The 25,141-nt window shown below is 72.7% G+C and carries 21 protein-coding genes; 12 read left to right on the forward strand and 9 right to left on the reverse strand.

Annotated features, from left to right (window positions below):
- The 3 genes from ACGFH8_RS20755 to ACGFH8_RS20765 form a co-directional block, all read right to left on the reverse strand.
- The coding region (locus ACGFH8_RS20755) for a hypothetical protein (protein ID WP_393369361.1) at positions 1-2,141 on the reverse strand (2,141 nt) is incomplete at its 3' end.
- A 231-nt stretch (positions 2,142-2,372) separates the two neighbouring features.
- Positions 2,373-3,116, reverse strand: coding sequence for a metallophosphoesterase family protein (locus tag ACGFH8_RS20760; protein WP_393369364.1), 744 nt, complete (start codon positions 3,114-3,116; stop codon positions 2,373-2,375).
- Positions 3,117-3,228: 112 nt separating this feature from the next.
- Complete coding sequence (locus ACGFH8_RS20765; RefSeq protein ID WP_110563686.1) at positions 3,229-3,906, reverse strand: Crp/Fnr family transcriptional regulator; 678 nt, start codon at positions 3,904-3,906, stop codon at positions 3,229-3,231.
- Between the two features lie 143 nt (positions 3,907-4,049).
- Between ACGFH8_RS20765 and ACGFH8_RS20770 the strand changes: the two genes are divergently transcribed.
- From ACGFH8_RS20770 to ACGFH8_RS20795, 6 genes are all read left to right on the forward strand, one after another.
- Entirely contained in the window at positions 4,050-4,712 is a 663-nt protein-coding gene (locus tag ACGFH8_RS20770) for an adenosylcobinamide amidohydrolase (protein WP_393369367.1), read from the forward strand.
- A 56-nt stretch (positions 4,713-4,768) separates the two neighbouring features.
- Positions 4,769-5,947, forward strand: a complete 1,179-nt coding sequence (locus tag ACGFH8_RS20775; RefSeq protein WP_393369369.1) for a CapA family protein — start codon at positions 4,769-4,771, stop codon at positions 5,945-5,947.
- Between the two features lie 41 nt (positions 5,948-5,988).
- Positions 5,989-6,777, forward strand: coding sequence for an endonuclease III (gene nth / locus ACGFH8_RS20780; RefSeq protein ID WP_393369372.1), 789 nt, complete (start codon positions 5,989-5,991; stop codon positions 6,775-6,777).
- Positions 6,774-7,553, forward strand: a complete 780-nt coding sequence (locus tag ACGFH8_RS20785; RefSeq protein WP_393369374.1) for a TlpA family protein disulfide reductase — start codon at positions 6,774-6,776, stop codon at positions 7,551-7,553. The genes nth and ACGFH8_RS20785 overlap by 4 nt, the downstream gene beginning before the upstream one ends.
- Positions 7,550-8,242: an NUDIX hydrolase gene (locus tag ACGFH8_RS20790; protein WP_393369376.1), complete on the forward strand. Its 693-nt coding sequence runs from the start codon at positions 7,550-7,552 to the stop codon at positions 8,240-8,242. The genes ACGFH8_RS20785 and ACGFH8_RS20790 overlap by 4 nt, the downstream gene beginning before the upstream one ends.
- Before the next feature lie 63 nt (positions 8,243-8,305).
- Entirely contained in the window at positions 8,306-9,484 is a 1,179-nt protein-coding gene (locus ACGFH8_RS20795; RefSeq protein ID WP_393369378.1) for a MarP family serine protease, read from the forward strand.
- A gap of 10 nt (positions 9,485-9,494) precedes the next feature.
- On the opposite strand, the gene ACGFH8_RS20800 is transcribed toward ACGFH8_RS20795, so the two are convergent.
- The 4 genes from ACGFH8_RS20800 to eccCa all read right to left on the reverse strand — a co-directional run bounded on the left by ACGFH8_RS20800 (position 9,495) and on the right by eccCa (position 16,474).
- Positions 9,495-10,199, reverse strand: coding sequence for a phosphatase PAP2 family protein (locus tag ACGFH8_RS20800; protein ID WP_393369380.1), 705 nt, complete (start codon positions 10,197-10,199; stop codon positions 9,495-9,497).
- A gap of 37 nt (positions 10,200-10,236) precedes the next feature.
- Entirely contained in the window at positions 10,237-11,028 is a 792-nt protein-coding gene (locus tag ACGFH8_RS20805; protein ID WP_393369382.1) for a phosphatase PAP2 family protein, read from the reverse strand.
- 53 nt (positions 11,029-11,081) lie between these two features.
- On the reverse strand, positions 11,082-12,419 hold the full coding sequence (gene mycP, locus ACGFH8_RS20810) for a type VII secretion-associated serine protease mycosin (RefSeq protein ID WP_393369385.1): 1,338 nt from the start codon (positions 12,417-12,419) through the stop codon (positions 11,082-11,084).
- Between the two features lie 74 nt (positions 12,420-12,493).
- On the reverse strand, positions 12,494-16,474 hold the full coding sequence (eccCa, locus tag ACGFH8_RS20815) for a type VII secretion protein EccCa (RefSeq protein ID WP_393369386.1): 3,981 nt from the start codon (positions 16,472-16,474) through the stop codon (positions 12,494-12,496).
- Between the two features lie 101 nt (positions 16,475-16,575).
- Here eccCa and eccD point away from each other — a divergent pair, with 101 nt between their 5' ends.
- Positions 16,576-17,979 carry a type VII secretion integral membrane protein EccD gene (eccD, locus tag ACGFH8_RS20820; RefSeq protein ID WP_393369389.1) on the forward strand — a complete coding sequence of 468 codons (1,404 nt, stop codon included), beginning with the start codon at positions 16,576-16,578 and terminating at the stop codon, positions 17,977-17,979.
- Positions 17,980-18,010: 31 nt separating this feature from the next.
- Here eccD and ACGFH8_RS20825 read toward each other — a convergent pair whose 3' ends face one another.
- Positions 18,011-18,517 carry an inorganic diphosphatase gene (locus ACGFH8_RS20825; RefSeq protein WP_099849144.1) on the reverse strand — a complete coding sequence of 169 codons (507 nt, stop codon included), beginning with the start codon at positions 18,515-18,517 and terminating at the stop codon, positions 18,011-18,013.
- Positions 18,518-19,147: 630 nt separating this feature from the next.
- Here ACGFH8_RS20825 and dacB point away from each other — a divergent pair.
- From dacB to tilS, 3 genes are all read left to right on the forward strand, one after another.
- A complete protein-coding gene (gene dacB / locus ACGFH8_RS20830; RefSeq protein WP_393370436.1) occupies positions 19,148-20,617 on the forward strand; it encodes a D-alanyl-D-alanine carboxypeptidase/D-alanyl-D-alanine-endopeptidase in 1,470 nt (489 codons plus the stop codon).
- A gap of 94 nt (positions 20,618-20,711) precedes the next feature.
- Positions 20,712-21,782, forward strand: coding sequence for a zinc-dependent metalloprotease (locus ACGFH8_RS20835; protein WP_393369392.1), 1,071 nt, complete (start codon positions 20,712-20,714; stop codon positions 21,780-21,782).
- Between the two features lie 10 nt (positions 21,783-21,792).
- The gene (gene tilS / locus ACGFH8_RS20840) at positions 21,793-22,785 is read left to right on the forward strand and encodes a tRNA lysidine(34) synthetase TilS (RefSeq protein ID WP_393369394.1); all 993 of its coding nucleotides are present in this window, start codon (positions 21,793-21,795) and stop codon (positions 22,783-22,785) included.
- Positions 22,786-22,814: 29 nt separating this feature from the next.
- Here tilS and ACGFH8_RS20845 read toward each other — a convergent pair whose 3' ends face one another.
- Complete coding sequence (locus ACGFH8_RS20845; RefSeq protein ID WP_393369396.1) at positions 22,815-23,777, reverse strand: GlxA family transcriptional regulator; 963 nt, start codon at positions 23,775-23,777, stop codon at positions 22,815-22,817.
- Positions 23,778-23,927: 150 nt separating this feature from the next.
- Between ACGFH8_RS20845 and ACGFH8_RS20850 the strand changes: the two genes are divergently transcribed.
- Together ACGFH8_RS20850 and hpt are read left to right on the forward strand one after the other, a co-directional pair.
- The gene (locus ACGFH8_RS20850; protein WP_238659545.1) at positions 23,928-24,065 is read left to right on the forward strand and encodes a hypothetical protein; all 138 of its coding nucleotides are present in this window, start codon (positions 23,928-23,930) and stop codon (positions 24,063-24,065) included.
- A 100-nt stretch (positions 24,066-24,165) separates the two neighbouring features.
- Positions 24,166-24,741, forward strand: coding sequence for a hypoxanthine phosphoribosyltransferase (gene hpt, locus ACGFH8_RS20855; protein ID WP_357252898.1), 576 nt, complete (start codon positions 24,166-24,168; stop codon positions 24,739-24,741).
- The last annotated feature ends 400 nt before the right edge of the window (positions 24,742-25,141 follow it).

Raw genomic sequence — 25,141 nt, forward strand, 5'->3', positions numbered from 1 at the left:
TCGGTGACGCAGGTGTCGTAGCCGCCGCATTCCTTGCGGGCCTGGAGGTAGGCGGCGTCGTTGTTGGACTGGTTGGCGCGTTTGGTGGTGGTCTTCATGGTGTCGGTTTTCGTGGTGGTGGTGGTCTTCTTGGGCGTGGTCCTGGTGCTGGTCGTGGTCTTCTTGGTGGTGGGTTGGTTCGTGGTGTTGCGGACGTTCTGTTGGCGCAGTTTGCGGGTGCGTTCGGTGACGCAGGTGTCGTAGCCGCCGCATTCCTTGCGGGCCTGGAGGTAGGCGGCGTCGTTGTTGGACTGGTTGGCGCGTTTGGTGGTGGTCTTCTTGGTGTCGGTTTTCGTGGTGGTGGTGGTCTTCTTGGGCGTGGTCCTGGTGCCGGTGGTGGTCTTCTTGGTGGTGGGTTGGTTCGTGGTGTTGCGGGCGTTCTGTTCGCGCAGTTTGCGGGTGCGTTCGGTGACGCAGGTGTCGTAGCCGCCGCACTCCTTGCGGGCCTGGAGGTAGGCGGGGTCGTTGTTGGAGCGGTCGGCCTGCTTCTTGAGCTTGGTGTCGAGTTCACGGAGCTTGCGGGTGCGCTCGGTGACGCAGGTGTCGTAGCCCCCGCAGTCCTGGCGGGCTCGCTGGTAGTTGGGATCGTTGTTGGACCGGTCGGCCTGCTTCTTCACCCTGGTGTTCAGTTCGCGGAGCTTGCGGGTGCGTTCGGTGACGCAGGTGTCGTAGCCGCCGCACTCGACGCGGGCCTGTCGGTACGCGGCGTCGTTGTTGGAGCGGTCGGCCTGCCTCTTGAGCTTGGTGTCGAGTTCACGAAGCTTGCGGGTGCGATCCGTGACGCAGGTGTCGTAGCCGCCGCAGTCCCGGTGCGCCTGGAGGTAGTTGCGGTCGTTCCTGGACCGCTCCGCGATGGTCTCGGCCTCCTGGTACTTGATCAGCGGCAGACCGATCCGCAGGGCCTCGGTCTGCCGGAAGCCCTTCGACGTGTCGAAGTCTCGCAGCGTCTTCTCCCACGGGCTGCGCTCGGCGTACTCCTTGTAGTCGTCGATGATGAGCCGGCGCAGCGCCGGATCCTCCATCGCACGGTGCAGCAGCTTCTCGTCGTTCACCCGGCCGTGCTCGCGGATCTCCTCGGCGATGCCCTGGCCGATCAGCTCGCTGGCCCCGCTGTCGACCCGCGGGCCGCGCGCCCGGAACACCGAGGGCAGGCGACGCGTGATCTTCGGGCCGACGGACCCCGAACGCTTCGGCTCGGTCCTGGTCGCGCCGGTCGGTGGCTTCTTCGGCCCCTTCGGTTCCTTGGGGCCACGGGCGGTGGTGCCGGAGGTGTCGCCGTCGTCGCCCCTGCGGCGGTCCCGGTCGGCCTTGTCCGCCTCGGCCTCGTCCAGTTCCGCCTGGGCGGCGTCGCGCTTCTTCGCCAGCTCCTTCTTCGCGCCCGGCAGCGCACCCCTCCGCTCGGCCTTGGCCAAGTCACGGTCCAGAGCCTTGACCGTGTTCCGCAGCCGCTTGATCTCGGCGTCGTGGTTGGGCTCGCCGGGCTTCGCCTTGAGGTAGTTCCGGCGAGCCTCCTCGAAGTTCTTCCGCTTCTGCGGCAGCTCGGCCGCGGCCCTGGCCCGCTCCTTCGCCGAGCGGGTCTTGTCGTTGGCGATCTTCGTCGCCTTCTGTAGCGCACGTTCGGCCTGTGTGAACGTCTTCTTCAAGCCCTTGAGGCTCTTCTGCGACTTACGGTGAACCTCTTCGAGGTCCTGGACCAGGGGGTAGACGTCCTTCCAACTGAAGCTGGTCTTGCCCTCCGCCACCCATCCCTGGATCCTCTTGATGGCCTGGTTCGCGATGATCTTCTTCGTGTAGTTCGGGTCGTCCGGAGCCGGCGAGCCCAGGGTCGAGACGTCGTAACCGAGTTGCGCGAGCATCCGCCGAGCGCGCGACATCGGGTCCCGGGAGTCGGCCGGGTCCGGCGTCGGGCTGGCCGCCGCCGGGCGCTCGTCCGGGTCTCCGGGGGCGGCCGACGCTGCCGAGGCCGGGGCGACGAGCATGAGGCTCGCCGCGACGGCCACCACCGCGACAAGTGGCACCAGCCACCCGCGCACCACCACCGCCCACCGCGCCAACAGCCATCCGGTCCGCGTGGAACGGCTTTCCGCACGCCTGGTACCCATCACTGTCCTCCACCTTTCGCCTGCCACGGTCACCCGCCGCCCAGTGGCGGCCGGCCCGGATCACCGGGCCGGTGGGCGTCGACATCGCGGCCGACGCTCACCCGTTCCATGACAGCCGTCCCCACCTCGTCCGAGAAGGGCAGCCGCGGGTCGGGACAGTCCCGGACAGCCCTGGACCGGGTACGCGGCAAGCGGGGGACAGGTAACGACGTGACCGGGTCAGACCCGGCGTCAGCGACCGTCGCGAGGGGCGAAGACGGCGAGCGCCTCGGCGTCGCTGTGCTGGGACCGCACGTACTCCTCGGCCCACTCGGCGGCGGCCGGGAAGGTCGATCCGGCGGCCACCCGGGCGCACGCGGCGTCGACATCGAAGCGGGTACGACGAAGCTGCACGCCGGGACCGAGCAGAGCCCAGTACGCCCCCGCGCCGCCGTACGGCATGCCGACGCTGCCCGGATTGACCACCAGACGTCGATCGACAAGCCGGGTGAAGGGCATGTGGGTGTGGCCGCACACCACTGTCGTCACCTCGGCCGGCACCTCGGCGAACACCTCCGCCCAGCGCTCCATCCGGGAGTCGACGAGAACGACCTCCTCGTCGTCGCGCGGAGTGGCGTGACAGAACAGCGTCGGCCCGAGGCCGTCGATCTCGAACGTCGCCGTCGCCGGCAGGGCCGCGAGACGGGCCACCTGGTCGTCGCGGAGCTGCCCGGCGGCCCAGTTCGACACCTCGATGGAGGCGGGGCGGCCGGCGCAGGCCTCGACGAGCTCCCGGTCGGCGTTGCCGCCTACCCAGCAGACCCGGTCGCCGAGATCAGTGAGCAGGTCCAGCACCTCGACCGGTTGTGGGCCGGCCGCGATGTCCCCGGTGAGCACGATCAGATCGGCGGTGGCGACGTCCGGCTCGGCCAGCACCGCCTCCAACGCGGGCAGTACGCCATGGATGTCGGACAGCACAGCAACGCGGTTCGCCATGGCCCCACCCTCACCGCTGGCGTTGCGCCGGGTCCAGGAAATCCGCCCTCGGCAGACAAGAACGTCCCCGCCTACCGTCGCTGACGGAAGGCGGGGACGGAGTGCTGTGCGGTCAGACGCGGGCGCGACGGGCCAGGCGCTCGGGGTCCAGGATGATGATGCTCTTGCCGTCCAGACGCAGCCAGCCACGTGAGGCGAAGTCGGCCAGCGCCTTGTTGACCGTCTCCCGGGAGGCGCCGACGAGCTGCGCGATCTCCTCCTGGGTGAGGTCGTGGGTCACCCGCAGGACGCCACCGTCGCGGGTGCCGAACCGGCCAGCCATCTGGAGCAGGTTCTTCGCGACCCGACCCGGCACGTCCGTGAAGATCAGGTCGGCGAGCGAGTCGTTCGTCCGTCGCAGCCGTCGGGCGAGCACCCGAAGCAGTTGCTCGGCGATCTCCGGGCGGTTGGCCAGCCAGGGCCGCAGCGCCTGCTTGCGCAGTCGTACGAGCCGGGTGTCCGTTACCGCGGTGGCGGTCGCCGTACGCGGACCCGGGTCGAAGAGCGACAGCTCGCCGACCATGTCCGACGGCCCCATCACCGCGATCAGGTTCTGTCGGCCGTCCGCTGCGCGGCGACCAACCTTGATCTTCCCGGACAGCAGGATATAGAGGCTGTCACCGGGCTCGCCCTCATTGAAAACGATCTCGCCCTTGCGGACCTCGATCGTCTCCATCTCCTTGGCAAGCGCCTCGGCAGCTTCCGGGTCGACACCCTGGAAGATCCCGCTGCGGGCCAGTACCTCGTCCATCGCGCACCTCCGGTTGCGCGTGCCGTCCGTCGGCCGGGGCCGCCGTCCGCTGATCCCCTCGCGCGCCGCCAAGTCTAGGCGCACGTGAGCTTGAATCAGAGGTCGGCCCTGGAATCTTGATCGTTGGGCGTAACCTGCCCGACGTGCTATGCGAGCCAACTCTGACCAGTCGCCCCGAGGGTGGGTGGGATATTCCGCTGCTCGTCTGGCACGCCGACGGACCCCTGCGAGCGGTCAGCAGCGGCCCACTGGGCGGCGGAATCGGAGTCCGGCACTGGGTGCTGAACGCGACCGTACCGATGTCGTACGACCGGGACGACCCGGCCGCCCACCTGGCCGGGCTGGCCGCCGACCTCGCCCTCGACGGACCCGGCGTTGGTCTGCTGACCGGCGTCGACGTGGCCGAGGTGGTCGCGCGGACCGACACCGGGGTGCGGGCCTGGGCGACGGTCGGGCTCGGCACGCCCGTGCTCGCGGCCGCGCCGGCGCCGGCCGGGCTCGTCCAGCGGGTCGGCACCGTCAACATCGTCGTGTACGTGCCGGCCCGACTCGCCGACTCGGCGCTGGTCAACGCGGTGGCCACGGCTACCGAGGCGAAGACCCAGGCGATCACCGAGCTCGGACTGCCCGGCACCGGCACCCCGACCGACGCGGTCACCGTGCTCTGCCCGGTCGACGGGCCGGAGGCCGCCTACGGCGGGCCCCGCTCCACCTGGGGCGCGCCGCTCGCCCGAGCGGTGCACGCCGCGGTGCTCGGCGGGGGCGCGCGGGCCGTCGTGCCCTGGTCAGAGCAGCTTCCCGACTGAACTTCCGACCGATCGGCTGTCGTCGGCGCGTTGACGGCCCGGTAGGGTCGCCAGCGATGTATGCTCCCGCCCCTCTCGTGTCCCGCCCGCGCCGCCGCGTCGTCCTCGGCCTCGCCGCGCTGCTTGCCGCCCTGCTCGTCGCGGGCTGCGGCGACCCCGGCGGCGAGGCCCCCGCGTGGGAGCCAGGCGCCGGGGGCGGTGGCACCGGCGCGCCGGTGACCACGGCCGGTCCGGAGGCCACCGGGTCGGCGGCCTCCGCCGAGGGCGGCGCGATCTCGCTCTCCGCCACCGGCGACATCATCATGGGCAACGCGCCGAGCCGGCTGCCCGCCGCCGGCGGCAAGGGCTTCTTCACCTCGGTCACCGAGGCGCTCAAGGCCGACCTGGTGATGGGCAACCTGGAGGAGCCGCTGACCGTGGACACCGGCACCGGCAAGTGCGGTGCCAACTCCACCCGCTGCTTCCAGTTCCGGGCCCCACCGGAGTACGCCGCACACCTGCGCGACGCCGGCTTCGACGTGCTCAACCAGGCCAACAACCACGGCTACGACTACGGGCCGAAGGGCTACGAGAACACCCAACGGGCGCTGGAGAAGTACGACCTGGAGCACACCGGCGCGCCGGACCAGATCACGGTCGTCGACGTCAAGGGCGTCAAGGTCGCGGTGGCCGGCTTCTCGTCGTACGTCTGGTCCAACAGCCTTGTCGACATCGCCAAGGCGAAGACCGTGGTCGCCAAGGCCGCCACCATGGCCGACCTGGTCGTGGTGCAGGTGCACATGGGCGGCGAGGGCGCGGAGAAGACCCGGGTCAAGCCGGGCACCGAGATGTTCCTGGGCGAAAACCGGGGCGACCCGGTCAAGTTCTCACACGCCATGATCGACGCGGGCGCCGACCTGATCGTCGGGCACGGGCCGCACGTGCTGCGCGGCATGGAGTTCTACCAGGGCCGGCTGATCGCGTACAGCCTCGGAAACTTCGCCGGCGGTGGCAACTCGCTGAGCAACGACGGCCGCCTCGGCTGGGGCGGGGTGCTGAAGGTGTCGCTGAAGCCGGACGGCAGTTGGGCCGGTGGCTCGTTCACCTCGACGTACATGAACGACGCCGGTAAGCCGACGATGGACCCGAACGGCCGGGGTCTGGGCCTGATCGGCGACCTGAGCCGCAGCGACTTCCCGAAGAGCGGCGCCCGGCTCGACGGGCAGGGCAGGATCTCCCCGCCGACGGGCGGCTGACCCGAGCAGGAACGTCCGGGGCGCGACGTAGGCTGACCGTCGTGACAAGTAGTCCCCCCGGCGCCGCCGAGACCGACCTCGGGCGCACACGCCGTGCCCGCAAGATCGGCCGGGTGCTGGCCGAGACGCATCCCGACGCGCACTGCGAACTGGACCACTCCAGCGCCCTGGAGTTGTCCGTCGCCACGATCCTCTCCGCGCAGTGCACCGACAAGAAGGTCAACGAGGTCACCCCGAAGCTCTTCGCCCGCTACCCGAGCGCCGCCGCGTACGCCGGGGCCGACCGTGGCGAGATGGAGGAGCTGATCCGGCCCACCGGCTTCTACCGGAACAAGACCGACTCGCTGATCAAGCTCGGCCAGGCTCTCCTCGACCGGTACGACGGCACCGTCCCCGGCCGGCTCGCCGACCTGGTGACGCTGCCCGGGATCGGCCGCAAGACCGCCAACGTGATCCTCGGCAACGCCTTCGACGTCCCCGGCATCACCGTCGACACGCACTTCCAGCGGCTGGTCCACCGGTGGGGGCTGACCGGCGAGACCGACCCGGTCAAGATCGAGCATGCGGTTGGGGCGTTGTACCCGAAGCGCGACTGGACCATGCTGTCGCATCGGATCATCTTCCACGGGCGGCGGGTCTGCCACGCCCGTAAACCGGCCTGTGGCGCGTGCACGCTCGCGAAGCTCTGCCCCTCGTACGGGACCGGCCCGACCGACCCAGCCGCCGCCGCGAAGCTGCTCAAGGGCCCTCGGGCGCGCGACCTCGCGGTGGCCGCCGGGGTCGACCCGGAGCTGGTGCCCGCCCAGGCGGTCGCCGCGGAGGTGCCGTGAACCGCGGTCCCGGCGCGGGTGCGGCGAGTCGGCGCCTCGCCCTGGTGATCCTGCCGCTGCTGCTGACCGTCGCCGCGTGCACAAGCGGCGCGGCCGACGACGATCCGGCTCCCCGCCGGGCCGCGGCTGAACGCCCATCGCCGTTCCGGGACTGCTCCACCCTGAGCGCCCCCGCCGCGGTCGCGTCGCCCGGCTCCGCCACGACTACCACCGGGTCGCCGCGCGCCACGGCTCCCGCCACACCCGGCGCGACGGCCCCCGCCGCCGGTGCCGCCACGACGGCCCCCGCCACCGGCGCCGGGACGACGGCTCCCCCCGCTGACGCCGCATCGACGGCCCCCGCCGCCGACGGTAAGGCGCTGCCGGAGCTGACGCTTGCCTGCTTCACCGGCGGCGCGCCCGTCGCCCTACGGGACGTGGCCGGGCCGGTGGTGATCAACGTGTGGGCCTCCTGGTGCCCGCCGTGCCAGAAGGAGCTGCCCGCCTTCCAACGCCTCAGCGAGCGGGCCGCCGGTCAGCTCCAGGTGCTCGGCGTCAACAGCCGGGACACCCGCAGCGCGGCCCAGTCCACAGGTGAGGACATCGGCATCCGGTTCCCGATCCTGGTCGACCAGGGTGAGGCCCTGCAACGGGAGCTGAAGCGCAATTTCTTCCCCATGACCATCTTCGTCGGCGCCGACGGTCGGATCCGACACATCGACGCCAGCGGTGCGCTCGACGACGCCCAGCTCGCCAAGCTGGTCCGCCAGCACCTCGGCCTGACGGTGCCGGCGTGACCCGTCGACCGCCCGAATGGATCGAGCCGTTGCTGACCCGGCTCGGCACCGCCCGCGCCGAGGACTTCACCCGGCTGACCACCCCGGCGGAGGGCGGTCGGGAGAGCGCCGTGCTGGTGCTGCTCGGCGAACAGCCCGGCGTCGGCCCCGACGTGCTGGTCCTGCAACGCGCCGCCACCCTGCGTACCCACGCCGGCCAGCCGGCCTTTCCCGGGGGTGCGGCCGACCCGGAGGACGCCGACGTCCGGGCCACCGCCCTGCGGGAGGCGAACGAGGAGGTCGGCCTCGACCCGAGCAGCGTGACAGTGCTGGCCGAACTGCCGAAACTGTGGATCCCGGTCAGCGACTTCGTGGTCACGCCGGTGCTGGCCTGGTGGCACGACCCGCACCCGGTGCACCCCCGGGAGCCGGCCGAGGTGGCGCACGTGGCCCGCCTGCCGGTGAGCGAGCTGGTCGACCCGGCCAACCGGCTGCGGGTCCGTCACCCGAGTGGTTGGATCGGTCCGGCGTTCTCGGCACGCGGGATGCTCGTCTGGGGCTTCACCGCCGGGGTTCTGGCCACCCTGTTGGAGATGGGCGGCTGGGCCCGTCCCTGGCCACGTGGTCGGGTGGTGGAACTGCCGCCGAGTGGAGCGACCCCAGCGCCGTCGGCGGGCACCGACGAGGCCGACGAGACAGCCCTGCGCTGACCGCACCCTCACTTTCCGCAGGCGACGGTCATCTGGCGGGCGCACTGCCCGTACGCTTGACCCGTGTCCGTCGTGGATCTGCTGCTGCTGCTGCTCATGCTCCTGTTCGCGATCAGCGGATACCGCCAGGGCTTCGCCATCGGCATCCTGTCGCTCGCCGGCTTCTTCCTGGGCCTCCTGCTCGGCCTTCAGCTCGGGCCGCTGCTCGCCCGGCAGTTCGTGGATCCCATCGCCCGGGTGCTGATCTCGCTGGTGGCGATCTTCGGGCTGGCCGTGGTCGGGCAGGCGCTCGCCGGCTGGCTCGGTTCACGGCTGCGCAAGACGATCACCAGTGAGGTGGGTAAGCGGGCCGACGACATCGGTGGGGCCGTCGTCTCACTGCTCGCGGTGCTCCTGTTCGCCTGGTTGATCGCCGTGCCGTTCGGTTCGTCCGCGGTGCCCTGGATCGCCTCCGCGGTACGCAACAGCGCGCTGATCACGGTGGTGAACCGGGCCCTGCCGAACCAGGCCCACGAGCTCACCACGGCGTTGCAGGACACGCTCGACACCGACGGGTTCCCGGACGTCTTCGGTGACCTCGCGCCCACGCGGGCCCGGCAGGTCGAGCCGCCCGATCCGGCGCTGGCCGGCTCCCAGGTGGTGGTCAACGGTCAGCGGTCGGTCGTCAAGGTGCTCGGCTCCGCGCCCAGCTGCTCACGCCGCATCGAGGGATCCGGCTTCGTGTACGCCGACGATCGGGTGATGACGAACGCGCACGTCGTCGCCGGGACCCGGTCGGTCGCGGTGGAGCTGGGCGGCGAGCGGTACGACGGCAAGGTGGTCGTCTACGACCCGGACCGGGACCTGGCCGTGCTGCTCGTGCCCGGGTTGCCCGGTCCGTCCCTGCGGTTCGCCGCCGGCAACGCGGGCAGCGGCTCGGACGCCATCGTGCTCGGGTTCCCCCTCGACGGCCCCTACAACGCGCAGTCGGCACGGGTCCGCGACGTCGATCGGATCAACGGGCCGGACATCTACTCCGCCAAGAAGGTGAACCGGGAGGTCTACACGATCCGGGCGCTGGTGCGCAGCGGCAACTCCGGCGGTCCGTTGCTCTCCGCCAACGGCCTGGTGCTCGGGGTGATCTTCGCGGCGGCGTCCGACAACCCGAACATCGGCTTCGCGGTGACCGCGGCCGAGGCCCGCCCGGTGGCGTTGGCCGGCGCCGAGCGCAACCGGCAGGTCGGCACCGGCGAGTGCACCTGACCGCCGCCGGTCAGCCGGTGGCCGGCGCGGCTCGTCGCGCCGTGGGCAGCTTCGCCCGTCCCCACCGCAGCCCGCGGTCCAGCACGGCGCGGGCCATGATCGCGACGCAGGTGCCGCCGTTGAGGAAGGACGCCACCACGTCGCTCGGGTGATGCATCCCCCGGTACATCCGGGTCAACGCCACCCCGAGCGGCACCATCAGCAGCAGCGTCCACCAGGCGACCTTCGCGCCCGTGCTGCGTGCCCGCAGTGCCATCAGCACGGCAATGCCGACGTAGAGCGCCACCGCGGCGGAGGTGTGCCCGGAGGGGAAGCTCGACGTGGGCGGCGAGACGTCCATGTGCTCCACCGCCGGCCGCTGCCTGTCGATCGCCAGCGTGGTCAGCAGGAAGACCAGCGCCTGGGCGGTCACGGCGGCGCACAGGAACAGCGGTTCCCGCCAGCGCTTCAGCCAGAGCCGCAGCGCCAACGCCACCAGGACGGTGACCACGACGATCATCTGGGTGCTGGCCAGGGTGCTGAACACCAGCGAGACGTTGTTCCAGCCGCCGGTACGGTCGCCGGCCAGTTCCCGGTTCACCGCGTCCTCGACGGTGAACGGCCAGGTCCGCTCGAAGACCCGGGTGACCAGCACCCCGAGCAGCACCATGACGCCGAACAGGAGGGACACCGGCAGCAGCACCCGCCGGATGATCTGGACCACGGTGTCGGACATGGCTGGGCCAGTACCCGGTGAGGCTTGTCGGCACGCCTCAGGCCGCGCCGGGGTGCCGTTCGACCTCGGGAGCGACACCGTCGCGGGCCGGCTGGACGGGCCGGAGACCGGCGTGCGCACGCCAACTGGTGAACGCGGCGGTGGTCGCGGCGACCACCGCCACGCCGAGCAGCCAGCCGCCCAGCACGTCACTCGTGAAGTGCACGCCGAGGGCCACCCGGCTCAACCCGGTCACCACGGTGAGCAGCAGCGCGGCGACCCAGAGCGCGACCCGTGCCACTCCCCGGCCGACGTACGGCAGAAACACCAGCAGCAGCACCCCGGCGGTCAGGGTGGCGTTCAGCGCGTGACCGGAGGGGAACGAATAGCCGGCGGCCCGCGCCACCGGGTCCAGCAGCTCCGGCCGGTCCCGGCCGACGAGCAGCTTCAGCAACGGGCCGAACAGCCCACCCACCACCATTGTCGTGGTGGCCCAGAGGGCCAGCCGGCGGGCTCCCCGGCGCAGCAACCAGATCACCACGAGCAGGGTGGCGGCCCGCAGCGGCATCGGCGCGAACACCTCGCTCCAGGCCCGCATCAGCACGACCCAGGCCGGGTGGTGGGCGGCGTAGCCGTGCAGGGACTCGGTGACCGACGTGTCCAGTCGGTGCAGCGGCGCCCAGGCGCCGAGCACCAGCAGCGCGAGCAGCGTGAAGGGCACCAGCACCAGGAACGCCGCCGTCGCGGCGAGGGTCAGCCGCAGGCCCAGCGAGTGGTCCGGGTCGAGTCGGCGGTGCCGCCAGGACGGGTGCCGGGCGGTGCCGAGGGTACGTGGGCCGGGCGCGCTCATGCGAACGGTTCTACCCCACCGGCCAACCCGTCAGGCCTGCCGGCGGACCTCGATCATCGGGACCGCTGGCGGAACCGGCGCACCAGCAGAGTGGCGCCGCCGGCCAGGGCGACGAGAAACATGAACCCGGTCCACAGTTGCTCCGGTGCCGACGTGTCCTGGCCACCTGCCGCCCGGGCCGTCCACCGGCTCTGCTGACGGGGAGCGGCGAGACCGAGCGGATTGCTGCCGGCCCCGGCCACCGAGTCGTCGGCCGAGCCGGGCGCCGGGCCGAAACCGGTCACCCCCGGGGACGTCTGATCGTCGAGCGGGTTCGCGGTCACCGGTGGCACCTCGGCGGTCAACGCGGCCACCGGGTCGACCATCCCGTACCCGAAGCGGTCGTCCCGCCCGGTCGGCCCGATGTCCCGGGCGGTCACCAGCAAACGGTTGACCACCTCACCCGCCGACATCTGTGGATAGCGGGACCGGACCAGCGCGGCGGTGGCCGCCACCAGCGGCGCGGCGAAGCTCGTGCCCTGCACCCGCCAGTACCCGTTCGGGGGTTTGGCGCCGACCAGCCCGGTGGCGGGAGCGCTGAGCACCGTCGCCCGGCCGGTGATCGACCCGGACCACAGGTCCTCGCTGCTGCGCTCCAGGCCGGCGACCGCGATCACCCCCGGCTCACGGGCCGGGTACCACACCTTCGTGCTGCTGGAGGTGGCCAGGTTGCCGGTGCAGGCGACCACGACCACGTCCCGGACGAACGCGTAGTCCAGGGCCGCCGCCAGGGCGGGGCTGTCGCCGCTGCCGCCCAACGACAGATTGATCACGCGGGCGCCGTGGTCGACAGCCCAGCGGACCCCCTGGGCCACGATCAGCGCGTCGTCGTAGCGGTTGTCCTCGTCGAGCACCCGGACCGGCAGGATCCGCGCATCCGGCGCGAGGCCGACCACGCCCCGCTTGTCGTCCTTGCGTCCGGCGATCAGGCCGGCGACGGTCGTGCCGTGCCCCACCGGATCCGGGCCCGCACCCCCGCTGACGCCGACGAGATCCTGACCGGGCAGCACCTGGCCGACCAGATCCGGATGGCTGCCGTCCACTCCGGAGTCGACCACCGCGACGGTCACGCCCCGGCCGGTCGAGCTGCGCCAGGCCGTCTCGGCCCGCAACTCGTCGAGCTGCCACTGTTCGTCGCGGACCTGATCGGTGCGAGCGACCGCGTCGCCGGGAGCGAACACCGTCGGCCCGCCGGCCAACTGCCCGCCCCGGCTGGGCGCGGCGACGGGCACGGCCGCCGCGGTCGGCGCGACGACGGCGAGTGCCGCGGCCACACCGAGCAGCGCCCGGACGGTCGCCCGTCGGGCCGCCGACGGACCGCTGTGCCGCACCCCTGTCACATCCCCAGCCATTCATCCCGACGGAACCATGACGATCGGAGATTACCGGTTTCCCCACCCGTCACGGGAAGAACCGGCGAGTCACGTCATTGCGGCGGCAATTGTGCGAGCTGAACGAGGCGTACGCCCTCCCGCCGGGTGACCAACCGACCACGCCCCGGCGGCAGCGGTCCCGGCCGCACCGGCCCGACCAGCGCACCCTCCTCCGGACTGCCCGCCATCACCAGACCGGCGGTGGACAGCTCCCGCAGCCGCTGCACGATCGGCTCGTACTGGGCCCGTCCCGCGCCACCGGACCGGCGGGCCAGCACCAGGTGGAACCCGACGTCGCGGGCGTGCGGCAGGTGCTCCTCCAGCGCCCGCAGCGGGTTGGCCGGCCCGGCCGCCACCAGGTCGTAGTCGTCCACGAGCACGAACAGCTCCGGCCCGGACCACCACGAGCGGTCCCGCAGTTGTTGTGGGGTGACCTCCGGCCCGGGGGCCCGCCGCTCCAGGTAACCGGCCGCCGACTCGACCAGGTCGGCGGTGTGCGCCGCGGCGGTGCCGTACCCGATCAGGTGCGGCGTCTCGATGGCGCCGAGCAGGCTGCGCCGGTAGTCGACGAGGATCACCCGGGCCTGCTCGGGGGTGAACCGGGTGATGATCGACGTGGCCAGCGCGCGCAGGAACGACGACTTGCCGCACTCCGAGTCCCCGAAGACCACGAAGTGTGGCTCGGTGGCGAAGTCGAGCAGCACCGGGCGCAGGTCCGCCTCCGCGATCCCGATCGGCAGCCGCAGCCCGGTCGTCGCGGACAGGTCCAGATCGGCGTACGGGAGCACCGGCGGGAGCAGCCGCACCCGGGGCGCCGACGGGCCACCCCAACTGCCGGCGACCCGTTTGACCAGATCGGCGGTGTCCACGTGGTCGGCGAGTTGGGGCAGCGCGGTGAGGAAGTGCAGGCCCTCCGCGGTCACGCCCCGACCGGAGCGCTCCGGCACGTTGGCGGCGGCACGCCGAGCCACGAGCGAGTCGGACGGATCACCGAGGCGCAGCTCCAGCCGGGAGCCGAACAGGTCCCGGATCGCCGGCCGGAAGTCCAGCCAGCGCAGCGCGGTGGCGACCACGTGCAGCCCGTACGACAGGCCCCGGGTGGCCAGGTCGGTGACAAGCGGTTCCAGGTCGTCGTACTCGCCCCGGACCGTGCTCCACCCGTCGATCACCAGGAACACGTCACCGAACGGGTCGGTGCCCGGCTGACTGCTCGTTCCCGCAGCGGCCCGGCGCTGCCGGTACGCGGCCATCGACTCCACGCCCAGCTCCGCGAAGCGGCGTTCCCGGTCGGCCAGCAGGGTGCTCATCTCGCCCACGGTGCGTCGGACGGCGGTCGGATCGGCCCGGCCGGTCACCCCGCCCACGTGCGGAAGCTCGCGCAGCGCGGCCAGCCCGCCGCCCCCGAAGTCCAGGCAGTAGACCTGCACCTCGACCGGGGTGTGGGTGAGCGCCAGCGCGCAGATCAGCGTGCGGAGCGCGGTGGACTTGCCGCTCTGCGGCGCGCCGACCACCGCGACGTGCCCGGCGGCCCCGTCCAGCGCCAGCCAGAGCAGGTCCCGGCGCTGCTCCAACGGCTTGTCCACGACGGCCAGTGGCACTCCGAGCGCGCCGTGCAGCTCCGGGTTGCCCACGGTGAGCCCGCGCCTCGGGTCCACCTCGACCGGACCGAGCAGCTCGTCCAGGGCCGGTGGCGGACCGAGCGGCGGGAGCCAGACCTGGTGTGCCGGCGGGCCCTGCCCGACGAGCCGGTCCACAAGCAGGTCGAGCAGTGTCTCCCGGCCCTCCTCCTCCGCCACGACGGGCACGACCGGGGTCACCGGCTCGGGCACCGGCACGACGTGCGTGGTGAAGGTGAGTAGCCGGGCGCCGCCCTCGGCGGGCGCGCCGGCCGGTACGGCCCGACGCCGGACGGCGCCGGAGACGTACGCGGCCTTGAACCGGGCCAGGGGGTCGGTGCCGGAGCGCAGGTAGCCGTGACCCGGCGAGCGGGGCAGCTCGTGGGCGTCGGCCACCCCGAGCACGGTGCGGGATTCCAGCGCGGAGAAGGTACGCAACCCGATCCGGTAGGACAGGTGGGTGTCCAGCCCGCGGAGCCGTCCCTCCTCCAGTCGCTGGCTGGCCAGCAGCAGGTGGACGCCGAGCGACCGACCCAACCGGCCGATCTGCACGAACAGGTCGATGAAGTCGGGTTTGGCGGAGAGCAGTTCGGAGAACTCGTCGCAGATCAGCAGCAGCGACGGCAGCGGGGCCAGTGGGCTGCCGGCCGCCCGCGCCCGCTCGTAGTCGCGCACGCTCGCGAAGTTGCCGGCGCGACGCAGCAGCTCCTGGCGGCGGACGAGTTCTCCGTTGATCGCGTCGACCATCCGGTCGACCAGGGGCAACGCGTCGGCCAGGTTCGTGATCACCGCCGCGGTGTGGGGCAGCCTGTCGAACGACGCGAAGGTGGCGCCACCCTTGAAGTCGACGAGCACGAAGTTGAGCTGCTCCGAGCTGTGCGTGGCGGCGAGCCCCAGCACCAGCGTGCGGAGCAGCTCGGACTTGCCGGAACCGGTCGCTCCGATGAGCAGGCCGTGCGGGCCCATCCCGTCCTGGGCGGACTCCTTGAGGTCCAGCTCGATGGCACCGCCGTCCACGCCGACCCCGATCGGCACCCGCAGCCGGTCGCGTGCCGAGCGCGGCAACCAGCCCTGCTCGGCCGTGAAGCTCTCCGGGTCGCCGAGCCCGAGCAACTCGGGAAGACCCAGGTCGGCCTGGAGCGGGGCGTCCGGCCCGCGGGCCGTGCCGGCGAGCCGCAGCGGCGCCAACCGTCGGGCGATCGCCTCGGCGTCGGCGAGGTCGAGCTGGTCGGCGGTGCCCACCTCGGCGTGCCCGTCGGACGACCACGAGTGCAGCCGCCGGCCGTGCAACTCCAACAGCAGCGCGTACCTGTCGAGCAGCCGGGGCGGCGGAGTGTCCAGGTCCACCACGGTGACCGCGTCGATGCCGCCGTCACCGGTCAGGTCACTGGCGCCGGTCAGGTCGCCGCCATCGAGCACCACCACCACGTGTGGCCCGTCGGTGGCCGGGCCGGCCGGGCTGAACCGCGACCGGCTGGCCAGCACGTCGGCGAGCAGCCGTTCCAGGTCGGCGGCGGAGCTGGTGACCAGCCGTACCGGGCCGAGCGCGTCGGTGCGGCTGGGGTGGTGGGCGTGCGGGAGCCATTTCACCCACTCCCAGCAGGTCCGGCGTTCCGGGCCGGCGCAGACCGCGACGAGCAGCTCGTCGGGGGCGTGGAAGACGGCGAGTTGGGTCAGCACCGCCCGGACCAGCGCCTGCGCCGCCGGGTCACCGGTGGGCGACCCACCCGTGGTCGGGGTGCCGCCCCCGCCGCGGCCGGCGGGCCGGACGTGCACCCGGGCGAAGCTGCGCAACGACAACGCCACCGGCAGGTCCGGCACCACGGAGTACGCGTCCAGAAAGCGGCGCAGCGCTCCCGCGGTCATCGGCTCCAGTTCCTCCAGCGGCCGGGTGACAGGTGGGACGAGCGGGGTGGCCAGGGTCTGCGGCCCGACGGCGACCCGCACCACCGCGAAGTCCGGGTCGGCGGGGCGTCGTTCCCAGACCCGGTGGCTGTCCACCGTCGACCAGAGCCCGCCCGGGTCCGGGTGCCGGTAGTAGAGCCCGGCCCGCTGCTGTCCCGCGGTCCGTCGGACCCGCCGCCGCAGCGTGGCCAGGTGCCGCAGGTACTCGCGGCGGGCGGCCATCATCTCGGACTTCTTCGGCGTGCCGGAGGCGCTGCCCCAGGAGGTCACCAGCATCGCCAACGAGGAGAGCCCGAACATCCCACCCACCACGTACGAGTAGGCGCCACCGCCCCGGCCGAACATCATCGCCATCGCCACGGTGCCGCCGAGCATGGGCAGCAGCATGAGCATCTGCTGCCACCGCCCGCCGGCCACCACGGGGATCTCCGGCGGCGCCTCGACCGGCAGTTCGCCGGCGGGGATTTCCGGCGCCGGTCTACGTGGCGGGCGCTTGATGACGACTGTCGACACTCGGCCTCCTGACAGCGGTAAGTAACCCGAGCCGGACTCATGGTAGGTAAAGTCCTGTCGTCCGCGCAGCCTCCGATCCCCCTCGATATGGAGTCCAGTCGATGACTACCGGTCTGGCCCGCGTCACGATCAGCGCGCCGCAACGACGGGTGGACGTCGCCCTGCCGGAGCAGGTGCCCCTGGCCGAGCTGCTGCCCGACGTACTCCGGCACGCCGGCGTCGGGCTGGCCGACGACGGCGAGCAGCACGGCGGCTGGGTTCTGCGCCGCACCGACGGCGCGCTGTTGGCGACCGCCCAGGCGCTGCTGCCACAGGGGGTCCGCGACGGTGAGGTGCTGCACCTCGTGCCGGCCCGCGCGCACTGGCCCGAGCTGGAGTACGACGACGTGGTCGAGGCGATCGCCGACGGTGCCCGCCGCCGCGGCGGCGCCTGGTCGCCCACCGCCACCCGGGCCGCCGGTCTGGCCGGTGCGGCCGTGCCACTCACCGTCGGGCTGCTCGCCCTGCTCGTCGGCGGCCCGACGTACCAGGCCGGCTGGCTGGCCGCCGCCGTGGTGGCGCTGCTGCTCACCGTGGCCGGCGCGGTCGCCTCCCGCGCCAACGGCGACGGCACCGCCGGGGCGGCACTCGGTGGCTACGCGCTGCCGTACGCGTTCACGGCCGGCGCCCTCGCGGTCGGCTCCGGCGACCCGGTCGGGCTGTTCGGGCCGGTCCGCTGGGTGGGCGCGCCCGAGCTGCTGGCCGGTTCCGTGGCGCTGTTGTTCGTGGCGCTGCTCGGCCTGCTGGGCGTGGCCAGCCGGCTACGGGTCTTCGTGGCCGGTGTCACGGTCGGCCTGATCGGCGCCGCTGCGGCGCTCGGTGGGCTGCTGCTGACCCCGGCCAGCACGGCGGCGGTGCTGCTCAGCGCACTGGTGTTCGCCATCGGCGTGATCCCGCTGTTGGCCATCCGGCTGGGCAAACTACCCCTGCCACCGATCACCCTGCCGACGTCGACCCCCACCGAAGGGCCGGAGCGGGCCCGGGACCTGCCGGACCGGAGCCGGGTACACGCCGCGGTGACCCGCACCGAGGAGGTGCTCACCGGGATGTTGATCGGCCACGCCCTGCTGGCGGTGGCCGCCGCGGTCGTACTCGGGGTTGCCGGGGCGACGGCCGGTCGGGTGCTGCTGGCGGTCACCTCGGCGGTGCTGCTGCTGCGGTCGCGGCTGTTCGTGGCGTTGCGGCACCGGGTCCCGACGGTGCTGGCCGGGCTGGCCGGCTACACCGTGCTGGGCGCGGTGCTCGTCGGCCGGGCCGACGACGTCGGGCGGCTGGCGCTGGTCCTGGGTGGTGCGGCGCTGGCGCTGGTGGCCGCCGCCAGCGGCACCGGATACGCCCGGCGGCCGGTCTCGCCGTACCTCGGTAGGGTCGCGGACCTCACCGACACGGCCCTGGCGGTCGCGGTGGTGCCGATCGCCTGTGCGGTGCTCGACCTGTACGACCGGGCCCGGGGGCTGCTCGGTTGAGCGGCCCCCGGGCCCGGTGCGTCAGCAGTCGTCAGTGCATGGATTCGCCGCGCGCCTCGGCGTCGCGGGCCCGCTTGTAGGAGGCGTGGATCTCGGCCTCGGCCTCGGTGCGGCCGACCCAGGTCGCGCCCTCCACCGACTTGCCGGGCTCCAGGTCCTTGTACACCTCGAAGAAGTGCTGGATCTCCAGCCGGTCGAACTCGCCGAGGTGGTGGATGTCGCGCAGGTGCTCCTGGCGAGGATCCTCGTAGGGCACGCAGAGGACCTTGTCGTCCCCGCCCTTCTCGTCGGTCATCCGGAACATGCCGATGGTGCGGCAGCGGATCAGGCAGCCCGGGAAGGTCGGCTCGGGGACCAGCACCAGCGCGTCCAGCGGGTCGCCGTCCTCGCCCAGAGTGCCCTCGATGAACCCGTAGTCGGCCGGGTACTGGGTAGAGGTGAAGAGGGTGCGGTCCAGCCTGATGCGGCCGGTCTTGTGGTCCACCTCGTACTTGTTCCGGTGACCTTTGGGGATCTCAACCGTCACGTCGAAATCCATCTGCACGCTCCCTCGTCTGCCCACGCTGGCTAACGGAACCACTGGCGGCCCCTCCGGACAGGTGAATGCCCACCCGCCGACTCCGGCCGCCGCATAGTCTTCGGACCGAAGTAGTGTCACCCAAGCCGATTTTCGCTGGGGGAGGAGGGGGTCGTGGGGAGGGAAGATTCACACTACCGCCCGGACGGGGGCTCCGCGCACGGTACCGGACGATCCGGCCCCGGCGGCGCCACGGGTCGGGTCCCCGTACCCGAGGCCCACCTGCCCCGGGCGCCCGAGCCGGGGACGCCGGCACCCGCGACACCGCCGCCACTGCCCTGGCGTCCGCCGGCCGGCTCACCCCCGAACAACCGTCGCTTCCCGGCGGTCGACGCTGACCGACCGACGAGCGGCCCACCGCGCGGCAGCGCGTCGGTTCCGGTGAGTCCGGCTCCGCCCGGCCCGGCCTCGGGTGGCCCGTCGCGCGGTAGCGCGTCGGTTCCGGCGGGCCCGGCTCCGTCCGGTCCGACCTCGGGTGGCCCGTCGCGCGGTACCGCGTCGGTCCCGGTGAGCCCGGCTCCGCCCGGTCCGTGGCCTGGCCCGAACGCCGCCCCCGGTGGCGTCCCGCCGCTGGGTCCGCCGATCTCCGCGCTGCCGTCGTCCGCCGGTGCCGCGCCGGCACCCACGCCCGACGCGCCACCTCGTCGGCGGCGGCTGCCGCTGGTGCTGGCCGTCGTGCTGCTGCTGGTGCTGGCCGGCGTCGGAGTCGTCGTCGCCCGACCCGGCCCGGTCGCCGGGTGGCTGGGCGACGATTCCGGGTCCGCCCCGAACGCCGCTGGCGTGCCCCCGGAGCCAAACCCGTCGGACGTGCTGCCCGGCCCGGACCCGAACGCTCCGATTCCCACCCCGGACGGGGTTCGTGCCGCTCTCGACCCGCTTGTCGGAGTCGCCGCCCTGGGCGATCGGGTGAACGTCTCGGTGGCCGACGTCATCTCCGGCCAGACGCTGTTCGGCAAGGGGGCGGACGACGGCACCGTGCCCGCCTCGGTGACCAAACTGGCGACCGCGGTGACGGCACTGGCAGCCCGAGGACCCGGCTACCGGATCCCCACCCGCGCGGTGGCCGGCACGAAGGCCGGCGAGGTGGTGATCATCGGCGGTGGCGATCCCACCCTCGCGATCGGCAAGAAGGGCTACTACCCGGGCGCGGCGCGGCTCGACGACCTGGCCGCCCAGGTGCGTACGGCGCTCGGCGGCACCACCCCGACAAGTGTCACCGTCGACGGTTCGGTCTACTCCGGCCCGGTCTACGGCCCGGGCTGGGACGACGACATCCCCACCGGTGGGTCTGGTGGCGCGGTGACGGCGCTGATGACCGACGGCGCTCGCCGGGACCCCAGTGTCCCGCACGGGGCCGCGGAGCGGTTCGCCGAGCCGGATCTGGCCGCCGGCAGGTCGTTCGCCCGGTTGCTCGGCGTGCCGGGCGACGCCGTGAAGCGTGGCACGGCGCCAGCGCCCGCCGCAGCCGGTGGCACGTCCGCGCCGGGTATCGAGCTGGGTGTGGTGCAGTCTCCGCCGATGATCCGTCTGGTCGACATCATGATCAGCGAGAGTGACAACCTGGTGGCCGAGGCGCTGGCCCGGCAGGTCGCGTTGGCCCGCAACCAGCCGGCGTCGTTCGACGGCGGCGCTGCCGCGATGGACGCGGAGGTGGCCGAGCTGGGTCTGCCGGCCGACGAGATCACCCTCTCCGACGGCAGCGGCCTGTCCCGCAACAATCGGATCAGCCCGTCGTTGCTGACCGACCTGCTCCGACTGGCGGCCAGCCCGGACCATCCGGAACTGGCCGGTGTCTTCGGAGGTCTGCCGGTGGGGGGCTGGTCCGGGACCCTGAACGAGCGCTACCGCACCGCCGCCGGTACCGCCGCCGGGGCGGGCAGCGTCCGGGCGAAGACCGGCACCCTGACCGCCGTGCACTCCATTGCGGGCCTGGTCACCACCGCTGACGGTCGGCTACTCACCTTCGCGGTGCTCACGGATCGGGTGCCTGGCGAAAAGGAAACCGCCCAACCGGCGCTGGATCGGATCACCGCCGCGTTGGCCGGCTGCGGCTGCCGCTGATCGAGGTCTCCGGCCCCCTTGTCGGGGCGGCCATCGCCGTCGATCGCGGACGCGAGCCCGGGCCGGGGTGTCGCGGCGCGGGTACGGTGGGTTCATGGCGCAGTTCGTGGACTGGGATCTGGCCGCCGCCACCGCGGGGGCGTTGAGCAAGTCGGGCCCTCGGGTGTCGTATGCCGAGGCCACCGACGTGGTCGGTGACCTGCGCCGGCTGACCGAAGAGGCGGCCGGGCACGTGGCCGACTACACGGGGCTGCGGGCGCAGGTGGCGCATCCGCCGGTCCGGGTGGTCGACCGGCGCGACTGGGCCGCGACGAACATCGCCGGCCTCCGCGAGGTGATCACTCCACTGGTGAGCCGGCTGTCCGGCGACAAGCAGCCGAGCGCGTTGACCGAGGCGGTCGGCTCCCGGCTGACCGGGGTGCAGGCCGGCACCGTGCTGGCGTACCTCTCCGGTCGGGTGCTCGGGCAGTACGAGGTCTTCTCGGCCGACCCCGGCCAGCTGCTGCTCGTCGCACCGAACATCGTCGAGGTGGAACGTAAGCTCGGTGCGGACCCGCGGGACTTCCGGCTCTGGGTGTGCCTGCACGAGGTCACCCACCGGACCCAGTTCACCGCCGTCCCGTGGATGCGGGCCTACTTCCTCGGCGAGGTGCAGGCGTTCGTCGACGCCTCGTCCAGCGGCAGCGAGCATCTCGTCGAGCGGCTGCGGCGCGGGGTGGCCACGCTGTCCGAGGCGGTCCGTGACCCGGAGAGCCGCACAAGCGTGCTGGACATCGTGCAGACCCCCGCGCAGCGGGCGGTGCTCGACCGGCTCACCGCGTTGATGACCCTGCTGGAGGGGCACGCCGAGTTCGTGATGGACGGCGTCGGTCCGCAGGTGATCCCGAGCGTGGAGCGGATCCGAGCGTCGTTCAACAGGCGTCGGGAGGCCGGCAACCCGCTGGAGAAGGCGATCCGCCGGCTGCTCGGGGTGGACGTCAAGATGCGCCAGTACGCCGAGGGGCGCAAGTTCGTGCACGGCGTGGTGGAGCGGGTCGGCATGGAGGGTTTCAACTCGATCTTCAACTCGCCACTCACGCTGCCCCGACTGTCCGAGTTGGGTGACCCGGATGCCTGGGTGGCCCGGGTGCACGGCCCGGCCGGCACCATCCCGGCCGCTGGCTGACCGCCCGCCGGTGGCCGCGCTCGCCCCACCACTGGCCGCGATCCGGGTCGCGGTGCGTCGCGCCCTGACCGCTCTGCCGTCCGGTGGGCCGGTGCTCGTGGCCTGCTCCGGCGGCGCCGACTCGCTCGCCCTCGCGGCGGCCACCGCGTTCGTGGCGCCTCGACTGGGCCGCGCCGCCGTGCTGGTCACGGTGGACCACGGATTGCAGGACGGCTCCGCCGAGCGTGCCGAGGCGGTGGCCACCTGGGCCGCCGGGTTCGGGTTCGCGTCGACGACAGTCGTGCGGGTGGAGGTGGCGGGGCGTCCGGGCGGGCCGGAGGCGGCCGCCCGGGAGGCCCGTTACCAGGCGTTGACCGAGGCGGCCCGGCAGCAGGACGCGGTCGCGGTGTTGACCGGGCACACCCGCGACGACCAGGCGGAGACGGTGCTGCTCGCGCTCGCCCGGGGCGCCGGCCCACGCGGGTTGGCCGGGATGCCCGCCCGGCGGGACCTGAACGGCGTGCCGCTGCTGCGTCCGCTGCTGGAGATCGGTCGGGAGCAGACGCGCGCCGCCTGTGCCGTGCTCGGGTTGAGCCCGTGGCAGGACCCGCACAACAGCGACCCGTCGTACGCCCGCTCCCGGGTCCGGGTCGACCTGCTGCCGGCGCTGGTGCGGGCGCTCGGGCCCGGCGTGGTGGACAACCTCGCGCGTACCGCCGGGCTGGTGGCGGCGGACAACGCCGCGCTCGACGAGTTGGCGGCGGCGGCGCTGGCCGGGGCACGGTGCCCCGACGGAGGGCTGTCCGTGCCCGCGCTTGCCGCTCTGGTTCCCGCGGTGCGCGGCCGGGTGTTGCACTCCTGGGTGCGTGAGGTGGGCGCCCGGCCGGGAGCGCTGTCGCACCGGCACGTCAACGCCCTGGACGCGCTTGTCACCGCCTGGCATGGCCAGGGCCCCACCGATCTGCCCGGTGGCGTCCGGGTGCTCCGCCGCGCCGACCGGCTGGCGGCGGTCACCCCCGCCTGACGCCGGTCCCACCGGCACCGGCCCGGATCTCAGCCGCTGTGCGCCCGGTCCCGGAAGGTGGTCCGGTAGCTGTGCGGGGTGGCGCCGACCCGGCGGGTGAAGTGGTGGCGGAGCGCCGCGGCGTCGCCGAAGCCGGACTGGTCGGCGACGGCCTCCACGCTCAACGGGGTCTCTTCGAGCAGTCGCCGGGCGAGCAGCACCCGTTGGTTGGTGAGCCAGTCGTGCGGGGTGGTGCCGGTCTCGGCGCGGAAGCGGCGGGCGAACGTCCGGGGCGCCATGCCGGCGCGCGCGGCCAACTCCTCCACGGTGGTCGTCCGGTCCAGGTGACCCATCAGCCACTCCAGCACCGGTTCCAGGGTCGGTGCCTCGGGCGCCTTCGGGATGGGTGCCTCGACGTACTGGGACTGGCCGCCGTCGCGGTGCGGCGGGACCACCATCCGCCGCGCCAGCCGGGTCGCGGTGGCCGAGCCGTGCTCCTGGCGGATCAGGTGCAGGCAGGCGTCGATGCCGGCCGCCGTGCCGGCGCTCGTGAGCAGCCGGCCGTCCTGGACGTAGAGCGAGTTGCAGCGCACCCGGGCGCGTGGGTGCCGGCGTTGCAGCTCGTCCACGTACCGCCAGTGGGTCGTGCACTCCCGGTCGTCGAGCAGGCCGGCCTCGCCGAGCAGGAAGGCGCCGGAGCAGACGCTGAACAGGTGCGCTCCGCGGGCGTCGGCCCGGCGCAGCGCGTCGAGCACCGGCCCGGGAACGGCGGTGCCCTGGCTGTGCGCGGGGACGGCCACCAGGTCGGCCTCCTCCAGGGGGCCGAGGTCGGCGTGCGGGGTGAGGTGGAAGCCGGACGACGTACGCACGGCCTCGCCGTCCGGGCTGCACAGCTGGAAGCGGTAGCCGGGGAAGCCGTCGGCGGTGCGGTCGGTGCCGAACACCTCGGCGAGTACGCCGAGCTCGAAGGGGGCGACCTGGTCGAGTGTGAGGACGGCGATGGACCGCAGCATGTGACGAGGGTAACCCGACAGGTGGCAGTAAATCGATGACCAATGGCATTGCTGCCACTGTCCGGTCGGCGCGGGAGGTCGCAGACTTGTCTCAGTCCGGTGCGCACCGGCGGCGAAACCGACAGCAATCATGCGAAAGCGAGCGCCGCCATGGAGTTCCTGCTCTTCCTCCTCTTCCTCGTCCTCCTCGTCGCCGCCTCGGCGGCCGGCCTGACCGTCGACAGTCACGATTCGGCGGACTGGAAGCCCAGCGACGACGGCCGCCGCTGGCGGTCGCGTACCAACTGATGTCATTAGCGCTGTTTGTGCGGAAAATCCCGGGCGGGACCGCGCCAAAAGGTGCGGCCCCGCCGACGGAGGCCATCGGACGTACGGCAGGCTAGGAGTCATGGCTGACGGCTCCTGGTACGACGCCGACATCGACCACGTGATCATTTCCGAGGCGCAGATTCGCGAGAAGACGGCGGAGCTCGCCAAGCAGGTCTCCGCCGACTACTCCCACGTGAACGACGGGCTACTGCTCGTGTGCGTGCTCAAGGGCGCGGTGATGTTCATGGCGGACTTCGCCCGGGCGCTGGGCCGCAACGGCCCCCCGGCCGAGCTCGACTTCATGGCCATCTCCTCCTACGGCCAGGGCACCACCTCGTCCGGGGTGGTCCGCATCCTCAAGGACCTGGACCGGGACATCGCCGGCCGGCACGTGGTGGTCGTCGAGGACATCGTCGACTCCGGGCTCACGCTCTCCTGGCTGCTGCGCTACCTGGAGTCCCGCTCGGCCGCGAGCGTCGAGGTCGTCGCGCTGTTCCGCAAACCGGACGCGGTAAAGGTGCCGGTCCCGGTCAAGTACGTCGGCTTCGACATCCCCACCGAGTTCGTGGTCGGCTACGGCCTGGACTTCGGTGAGCGTTACCGGGAGCTGCCGTACGTCGGGGTGCTCAAGCCCGAGGTCTACGCCCGCTCCTGACGCCTGTCGCGAGCCCGCCGGGGTGGCCCCGAAGGGGCGTGAGGTCGACTCGTATCGGCATTCATCGAGCCGACGTTCAGCGCGCTCTCAGCTCTTGCGGCTACCGTGGACCCGGTGGCCCGGAGGTTACTCCGCGCCCGACCCCCTCGGCCGCGTGATCGGGCTCGTCGGGTGGCCGGGTCGGACTCCCCGCCACGCCGGTTTCCACCCGGACCCGCCGTACGCGGGTCGCGGGGCTGGTGGGCCTGCCCACGGTGCGTGCCATCGATATGAAAGGTGCGCCCAGTGCGGGGCTCGCGAGCTCGCTCCTCGCGTACACGGTGTACCGTCGAATGACCGCGGCGCGGCAGTTTCAGCGTCTCGGGGTCGAGGCCGTCCCGCATGGCAGCTCCGACCGCCG

Source organism: Micromonospora sp. NPDC049175, from assembly GCF_043197345.1.
Lineage (GTDB): Bacteria > Actinomycetota > Actinomycetes > Mycobacteriales > Micromonosporaceae > Micromonospora.